Here is a 4,514-nt window from a genome sequence, read left to right on the forward strand (position 1 = left end):
TCTGTCGGGATTCCGACCTCGTTCGTGGTCGACCGTGACGGTCACATCGCCTTTATCGGTCATCCGAAGCAACTCGATAAGGTCTTGCCGAAAGTGCTCAACGGCAGCTGGCGCACCAGCAAGCAAGCGAAAGCCGGTGATGCGAAGCGGATTGCCGAAGACGAACCCATAGCGCGCGAACAAGCGCTGAAGAAGCCGATCAATGATAAATATTGGGCGGCGGTGGAGAAAAAGGATTGGAAGACGGCGCTCTCGGCGATCGAAGAAGGCATCGCCTTGTTGCCCGACAAGCTCGGTTTTCGCCGGTCTCATGTGGGTCTGTTGCTTCACAAAATGCGCGACATGCAGGCCGGCTTGCCCGTCATGCGCCAATTCGTTCGCGACGCGATCAACAGAAACTCCGAGGATTGGATGATTGCGGCGCTAGACGAACTCTTCTTTCCAAACTTTGACCATTCGCACTTTCCGTCTGCTGAGCGCCTGGCTATGGGCAAAGAGCTCTCTGAACACATCCTGGCACTGAATCCCCCGGAAAGCGACCAACGTAAGCTCCTGTCTTATCCGGTGGCAGCGCTGTATTATAACGAGAGCGGTAACAAAGATCGGGCGATCGAGCTGATCGAGCTGGCACTGAAATCGCAGGGCGGTCCGGAGCTTATCCGGGACGAAGATGAACAGGACGAAATATTGCATTTGCTGCAGTTCCTGGCCAACTTCAAGGGTGAGAAGGTTTGTTACGGCGGTCTCTGTGTGGCTCCAAACGATGGCCGATTCGACAGGTGGTATACCGTTTGCGGCTGACCGTCAGGTCTGATGTGAGGAACAGAATTGGCCGGGCGGACAAGTTTTGATGTGAACGGCGCAAAACCCCGCCCGGCTTGCCAAATCGCCTGGCCCCGATCTTCTGGGCCATATCCGAAGGGACGGCGGCCGCCTACGACCCGCACGGCGCGGGTCTTTGGCTAGGCTATGAGCTGAGCTACGGGTTTGCCTCCTTTGAACCCTCACGCCTGCGACTTCATGCCGGTAGCGAATTCGATCTTGGGCGGCATGACAAGCCACAAGGGATGGCTTGGCTGGCGGCATGCCTTTGCCGATGTGGTGCCCCCGCCCACGCATGCCTTCGCGGGCAATCAGCGGGAACGCCTGTCGCGCAATCGATATCAGGGCTTTCAATCCCGGAACGCCGGCGCCATCCTCAACCACTCGATCAATGAGGCGTCGGGCTCACGGCATGGCAGCTTGGCCCAGGGAAACGCCAAGCTGACAAGCAGCAACCGGCTGCCGTGATCCTCAATGAGACCACCGGGGCCTCGGCCCTGAATGAAATGCTGGAGGTGCATGGGATGGCGGCCGACGCCATTTTCGCCAATCCGGACGGGATGTCTTGCGACGGCCGCGGGTTGTCAGCACGCCAAGGGCCATGCTGTCGACCGCGTGGCGAGCTTGGCGCCGACGGCGTCCACGTCGACGATTCTGCTAGGCGAAAACCCATGACGATCATCGTCACGCCGGCCGCGATCTGAAGCACGCGTCCGGTGCGCTTCATGCCTTTCCCTTTGGCGAGGCTTTCGGTGAAAAAACGCCGGCGGAAGGATGGGAACACCAACGCCGCTGAACGGGTGCCGAGCTGTGCGATCATGACGTCTTGCCGAAAGTGCTTAACGGCAACTGGCGCACCAACGATTCAGCGAAAGCCGCCAACACGGAGCGGATCGCCAGAAACGAACCCCTAACGCGCGAACAAAGCGTTGAAGACGGTGATAAATGATAGATATCGGACGGCCGTAAAGACAGAGGATTGGAAGACGGCGCTCTCGGAAATCGAAGAGGCCGTCGCCTTGTTGCCGGACAACGAAGCCAAAGCTCCGAAGGTTTGGGCCGGAAGGAAATCAAAGCAGAATAGCGCTCTGTCTGCCAGAAAGCAGGAAGAGAATGAGCCCGGAAGCATACGCCATCGGTTACGGTGGCATAGTAATTTATTGCACAATTTTGACGACAGAAGAAATAGAAAGTAAAAACAAAGCTGAGCGCGGAAGGAAAAAAGAAACGCGGTGTCTCTGGCGTTTCAAATGCACGGAATATTGCATTCCGCTATGGGGGTCGCCCTTCGGGCCGGACCTGCGCCGCTTCGTGCTGGCGCAGCACCATCAGGGCCAGGTCACCGTGCCGCGGCTGGTGGCGCTGTTGGCTGCGATCGGCATCGCGGTCTCGAAGCGGCAGGTGGTGCGTCTGCTGATCGATCGCCAGGAGCGCTTCCGCGACGAGGCCCCGTGGCTGCACCCATGGGAAGCGGCCCTGCTCCAACTCGGCAATGGTGCGGCTGGTCACTTCGTGGTAAAGGCTCGGCCGGTTGTCGTCCTTGTTCCGGCTCCCGTGTTTTCCGCTGGCGGGACGTCTGGCGGTCTGGCGCATGGCTTTTCATCCTCTCCGATCCAAAGCCGCGCCTCCCCGGGAAGCGGGGTGGACGGCGACTTGCGACCGGACAGGCCCGCCGGAAGGCAGACCGCACCCGCGGGGGGCCTTGTCGTATCTGTGCGAAAGGGTGGTTGCGGGCCGGAACGAATGTGGAGGACCCGAAGCGAAGCGAAGGGTTGCGGCCTGGCGCGGCGGGCCTAGAAGGGAGCGCCGCCCACACCGCGCCGCCGGGAGAGGCCAGTTGAACAATGTCGCCGCTCGCAAGAGCGGCGTCCGCTGAACGAGCCGGAGGCTTGTTATCGCCAGGGATCAAAGCCCGAAGGGCCGAGACCGCCCTGAGCAAGGCGAAGAAGGCGGGCTCGGTTCCACGAGAGCCCGGCGCGCGCTATCAGGCGCGCGGGCGCCCGCCAAACTTCAATAGGACGGCCTGGACGCCATAGGGGCTGGCCGGATGTAGAGGGATGATCGCGGCGTCGTGCATGGATGCTGGAGCATGAGGCAGGGTAGCCCTGCGTCAGGAGCCGTGGTCGTCAAGGGCAGGGCGTTAAGGCTCTCCTCACGGTATTTCGTGTCAGGATCCGACAGCGCCGATAGAGGACGCTAACCTTCGCCAGGGGTGAGAGGGCGATGCTGCGTCTGTCTAAGGTGCTTGGGGTTGCGTTGGCCGCGTGGCTTGCCGCCATGGCGGCGGCCCATGCCGGATTGAGGTATCAAGCCGATCAGACACCCGACGGCCTCCGCTACGTGAGGGTCATCGGCGAGTTTTCCTTCGAAGACAATCTTGATGAATTTGCATCGGTCGTGCGGTCGCATAATCCGACTGTGATCGGCTTCGATTCGAATGGCGGCAATATCGTCAAGGCGATGGAGCTCGGCCGCCTTATCCGCTCCTACAGGCTAAGCACTTTCCAGCCCAGGGGCCCGGAATGATCCTCGGCCTGCGCTCTTGCATTCTTGGGCGGCGTCATGCGCTTCGCGGAGCCCGGCGCGATCGGGGTGCATAAGTCCTCCTTCAGCGGCCAGGTTTCCCTCAGCGCGCAAGAAAGCTGTTTCGGCGGTGCAGCAGATCACTGCGGACGTGATATCGTACATGTTGGAAATGGGCGTCGACCCGTCATTGCTCCAGCTTTCCCTGGAGTACGAAAGCAATGACGTACGGCACCTCTCAAGGAGCGAGATGGACAAGTACCGGGTTACGACACACACATGGATACCGGCCAGCCGCAGATCTCCCTGCCAACAGCCCCGCCCCCTTCACCGCAATCCAGTGTCGCCGCAGCGCCTGCGCCTTCGATTCAGAATGATTGGCCAGTTTCAATCCCCGAGGCTCGCTCCGGCCGCGTCAGGCACTCCTAGGGCGCTGCCCCCATAAAGGCGCTCCCCCAATGGGAATTCGATCAACCTCGTCAACTTGGCTAACGGGAGCCCCGTCGCGATCCTCGATGACGCCGACCGCTGGTACCGGGTCCAGTCGGGTAGCCAGACTGGCTACATGCACCACACCTGGGTTTTGGTCGACCAGTATGACAGCGGACCCTCTCGTCAGCGTCACATCCAGATCAAGAGTTTCGACAATCTTGCCGAAGCGAACGCCTATGCCCGATCGGCCAGCATTGCTGTCTCGGCATACCTGGTCACCAATGGCTGGTTCGCGATCACGCTGGAAAAGACCTATGACGAGCAGATGGCCAGGAACCTGGTCGCGCTGCTGAAGAAGAGTGGAGCGATCCCGGACGATGCGTTCGTGACCTACGGAAACACCTATGTCCGCAAGGTCTGCTGCCAGCAATCAGCCATGGCTGGCGCTCGCCGTCCTCGCTGCCCTGATCGGTCCGGCGTCATCTCAAACTTTCAACTGCCAAATCCCCGTTCCGACGCTCAAGGAAGCAGATGATCCAGGAAAGCGTTGCGAAATATCCCGGCAACTGCCCATGGCCGGAAGCGGAAGGAGAGGTGGCGCCGCAGGTCGGCGGGCTGGGTCTGGGCCGCCAGCGTCTCGAACAACTGCGCGGCGATCGCCTCGACCTGGTGCGCGAGCAGCTTCACCCTGCGGTTGCTGAAGGCCGGCGCCACGATCGTGCGTAACCGGGCATGCT

Annotated in this window: 6 protein-coding genes and 1 pseudogene; 5 read left to right on the forward strand and 2 right to left on the reverse strand. The window is 60.8% G+C overall.

Annotation, left to right across the window (positions count from 1 at the left end):
• The 3 genes from ACWUKX_RS30770 to ACWUKX_RS30780 all read left to right on the forward strand — a co-directional run.
• Nucleotides 1–801 (forward strand): TlpA family protein disulfide reductase (locus ACWUKX_RS30770; protein WP_456010425.1); only part of this gene is annotated, 801 nt, incomplete at its 5' end.
• Between the two features lie 219 nt (nt 802–1,020).
• On the forward strand, nt 1,021–1,290 hold the full coding sequence (locus tag ACWUKX_RS30775) for a hypothetical protein (protein ID WP_456010426.1): 270 nt from the start codon (nt 1,021–1,023) through the stop codon (nt 1,288–1,290).
• A 56-nt stretch (nt 1,291–1,346) separates the two neighbouring features.
• The gene (locus tag ACWUKX_RS30780; RefSeq protein ID WP_456010427.1) at nt 1,347–1,526 is read left to right on the forward strand and encodes a hypothetical protein; all 180 of its coding nucleotides are present in this window, start codon (nt 1,347–1,349) and stop codon (nt 1,524–1,526) included.
• Nucleotides 1,527–2,094: 568 nt separating this feature from the next.
• Here ACWUKX_RS30780 and ACWUKX_RS30785 read toward each other — a convergent pair.
• Nucleotides 2,095–2,415, reverse strand: a complete 321-nt coding sequence (locus tag ACWUKX_RS30785; RefSeq protein ID WP_456010428.1) for a hypothetical protein — start codon at nt 2,413–2,415, stop codon at nt 2,095–2,097.
• A 630-nt stretch (nt 2,416–3,045) separates the two neighbouring features.
• Here ACWUKX_RS30785 and ACWUKX_RS30790 point away from each other — a divergent pair.
• Both ACWUKX_RS30790 and ACWUKX_RS30795 read left to right on the forward strand, forming a co-directional pair.
• Nucleotides 3,046–3,348, forward strand: a complete 303-nt coding sequence (locus ACWUKX_RS30790; RefSeq protein ID WP_456010429.1) for a hypothetical protein — start codon at nt 3,046–3,048, stop codon at nt 3,346–3,348.
• A gap of 481 nt (nt 3,349–3,829) precedes the next feature.
• Nucleotides 3,830–4,312, forward strand: a complete 483-nt coding sequence (locus ACWUKX_RS30795; RefSeq protein WP_456010430.1) for a hypothetical protein — start codon at nt 3,830–3,832, stop codon at nt 4,310–4,312.
• Here ACWUKX_RS30795 and ACWUKX_RS30800 read toward each other — a convergent pair.
• Nucleotides 4,309–4,514 (reverse strand): annotated as a pseudogene (locus ACWUKX_RS30800) (cytochrome P450); the annotation flags it as partial. The gene ACWUKX_RS30795 and the pseudogene ACWUKX_RS30800 overlap by 4 nt on opposite strands.

The sequence above is a fragment of the Mesorhizobium sp. f-mel genome, from assembly GCF_053850215.1.

Excerpts from the sequence above, each read along its gene's own strand:
- ACWUKX_RS30790 (WP_456010429.1), top strand. The coding sequence starts at position 3,046 with ATGCTGCGTCTGTCTAAGGTGCTTGGGGTTGCGTTGGCCGCGTGGCTT.
- ACWUKX_RS30775 (WP_456010426.1), top strand. The coding sequence starts at position 1,021 with ATGCCGGTAGCGAATTCGATCTTGGGCGGCATGACAAGCCACAAGGGA.
- ACWUKX_RS30785 (WP_456010428.1), bottom strand. The coding sequence starts at position 2,415 with ATGCGCCAGACCGCCAGACGTCCCGCCAGCGGAAAACACGGGAGCCGG.
- ACWUKX_RS30780 (WP_456010427.1), top strand. The coding sequence starts at position 1,347 with ATGGCGGCCGACGCCATTTTCGCCAATCCGGACGGGATGTCTTGCGAC.